This window comes from Sulfitobacter sp. HI0129 (assembly GCF_001635395.1).
Classification (GTDB): domain Bacteria; phylum Pseudomonadota; class Alphaproteobacteria; order Rhodobacterales; family Rhodobacteraceae; genus Sulfitobacter.
Genome location: NZ_LWGH01000723.1, coordinates 1 through 2,768, shown reverse-complemented (window position 1 = coordinate 2,768; position 2,768 = coordinate 1). Strand labels below are relative to the sequence as shown.

The window sequence follows — 2,768 nt, the reverse complement described above, 5'->3', positions numbered from 1 at the left end:
TCCTGTGCTAACCCGAGAGATCGGGCGTCCACTTCGGTGGCGCAGTGACAGGTGCTGCATGGCTGTCGTCAGCTCGTGTCGTGAGATGTTCGGTTAAGTCCGGCAACGAGCGCAACCCACATCCTTAGTTGCCAGCAGTTCGGCTGGGCACTCTAAGGAAACTGCCCGTGATAAGCGGGAGGAAGGTGTGGATGACGTCAAGTCCTCATGGCCCTTACGGGTTGGGCTACACACGTGCTACAATGGCAGTGACAATGGGTTAATCCCAAAAAGCTGTCTCAGTTCGGATTGGGGTCTGCAACTCGACCCCATGAAGTCGGAATCGCTAGTAATCGCGTAACAGCATGACGCGGTGAATACGTTCCCGGGCCTTGTACACACCGCCCGTCACACCATGGGAGTTGGTTCTACCCGACGGCCGTGCGCTAACCTTTTGGAGGCAGCGGACCACGGTAGGATCAGCGACTGGGGTGAAGTCGTAACAAGGTAGCCGTAGGGGAACCTGCGGCTGGATCACCTCCTTTCTAAGGATGTTTCTAGCTAGTTGGACTTGTCCAACTCATGAAACACTTAGCAGGACAGCAAACAAAGCTGTCCATATATCGAACCGAGCCGTCCTCATATCTCTTCAGAATTTTGAACACGGGCTACCGCCCGTATGGGTCGGTAGCTCAGGTGGTTAGAGCGCACGCCTGATAAGCGTGAGGTCGGAGGTTCAAGTCCTCCTCGACCCACCATTCCTTTCGGGGCCTTAGCTCAGCTGGGAGAGCGCCTGATTTGCATTCAGGAGGTCAGGAGTTCGATCCTCCTAGGCTCCACCATGAATTCTCTTGTTCCTGTCTGGTCGATATGACTAGAAGGGATCATGAAGATTTGTGCGATCACAATGGTTTACCGAGATTATTGGGCGATATCGCAATGGTACGCACATTACTCGAGGCACCTGAAGCCTGAACATCTCTACATCGTGGCCCACGGTCATGATGAGATGATTGGGAAGCTTTGCCCTGGGGCAAACGTGATCACGGTTCCAAGGGATGATCTTGCCGGGTTCGACCGGGTCCGCGGGCAATTGCTTAACGGACTGCAGGATGGGCTTGGCGCGCTGTTTGACTGGGTCATACGGACGGATGCAGATGAGCTAATCTGCATCGATCCTATGAAGTTTCCTTCCTTCGAAGCATTGTTCGAAGCGCATAAAAGAGCATCCGCTCTGTTTGCGCTTGGGATCAATCTTGCGGAAGTCGACGGTGACCGGGAATTAATTGCTGGTGATGATGTGCTGAAGCACAGATCGCATGCTGTCTTTTCCGGACATTACAGCAAGGCTTGGGCGGTACGGCGGGGCACCCACATGGCTCGACATGGAGTTGAGGTGCCTTCCGACAGGCTCGACAAAGCATCGCTTACCCTTCCAAAGGGCATTTACCTTGTTCACCTGAAATATGCATCGACCCAAGCATTGGCCGAAGCGAACGCACACCGGAAGCAGGTAGCATCCGGTTGCGAACGTGGATTGCCTGGCAAGCTCTGGCTTGAAGCGGATCAGGACGCGCAAAACTTCTACAGCAGACTGGCCACCTTGCCGGATGCGCCGTGGATGAAGGCGCGGCTCAAGGCGTACCGAGCGATTACTAGATCACCGGTCAGGGACGCAAAGCTGAAGGTTTTGCGGGCGAAATCGATAAAATTCGGTTTGCGTACGACATTGCCTGATTGGTTCAAAGAAAGCTGATGGATTAGATCAGCAAGAGCGCTACGGCGCTTTTGCTCGTCCAATCCGGACGAATTGACATCGTAAAGAGAGATACAAATCAACACTGTTTGATCACCTTAAGTAAGAGGATGATCTCAGTTTGGTGCCAAAGCCTTCGGGCCGCGGCGAGCATTTGCAAGGCTGTTTCCTCGGCCGACCGGATGTATGCCTGCTGAAAAGAACAGCGTTGTCCAAGTCAAGTACACTAACCGGCATGATCGAAAGATCATGCATGTCACCATCCGCACGGGTGGTGGCGGGAAAGTATGCTTTTGATACCGGAATAAGGACCGCATTTAGTTACCAGCTGTGCGGTCGCGCAAGACGCAAGTCTTGCTTTTTCTGGATCAAATCAAGCGCGAAAAGGGCGTTTGGTGAATGCCTTGGCAGTAAGAGGCGATGAAAGACGTGATACTCTGCGATAAGCCATGAGGAGCTGAGAATAAGCTTTGATCCATGGATTTCTGAATGGGGCAACCCACCTGATACTGTGTTATTGTTGCCGCTTCGGCGGCAGTCAATAATGCGGTAAAACAGGTATTTTTAACCTGAATACATAGGGTTAAAAAGGCAAACCCGGGGAACTGAAACATCTAAGTACCCGGAGGAAAGGAAATCAATATGATACTCCCCTAGTAGCGGCGAGCGAACGGGGACCAGCCGAGCCATGAGTGTGACTAGAATGCGTTGGAATGCGCAACCAGAGTGGGTGATAGTCCCGTATAGGAAGCATGATTGGACGTATTAAGTAGGGCGGAACACGTGAAATTCTGTCTGAAGATCGGAGGACCACCTTCGAAGGCTAAGTACTCCTTACTGACCGATAGTGAACCAGTACCGTGAGGGAAAGGTGAAAAGCACCCCGACGAGGGGAGTGAAACAGTACCTGAAACCGAACGCCTACAATCAGTTGGAGGGNCNTTGCGGCCTGACAGCGTACCTTTTGTATAATGGGTCATCGACTTGGTCTCACGAGCAAGCTTAAGCCGTTAGGTGTAGGCGCAGCGAAAGC

General features: G+C 52.6%; 1 protein-coding gene, 2 tRNA genes and 2 rRNA genes. All 5 read left to right on the top strand.

The window, feature by feature from the left end:
• A 16S ribosomal RNA gene (locus A3764_RS17985) occupies positions 1-524 on the top strand; the annotation flags it as partial.
• Positions 525-660: 136 nt separating this feature from the next.
• A tRNA-Ile gene (locus A3764_RS17980) sits at positions 661-737 on the top strand.
• Between the two features lie 8 nt (positions 738-745).
• Positions 746-821: transfer RNA gene (locus A3764_RS17975), tRNA-Ala, on the top strand.
• A gap of 44 nt (positions 822-865) precedes the next feature.
• Positions 866-1,735 carry a glycosyltransferase family 2 protein gene (locus A3764_RS17970; RefSeq protein ID WP_067923909.1) on the top strand — a complete coding sequence of 290 codons (870 nt, stop codon included), beginning with the start codon at positions 866-868 and terminating at the stop codon, positions 1,733-1,735.
• Positions 1,736-2,106: 371 nt separating this feature from the next.
• Positions 2,107-2,768, top strand: a 23S ribosomal RNA gene (locus A3764_RS17965); the annotation flags it as partial.

Coding starts and splice junctions, on each gene's coding strand:
- A3764_RS17970 (WP_067923909.1), top strand. CDS start 866: ATGAAGATTTGTGCGATCACAATGGTTTACCGAGATTATTGGGCGATA.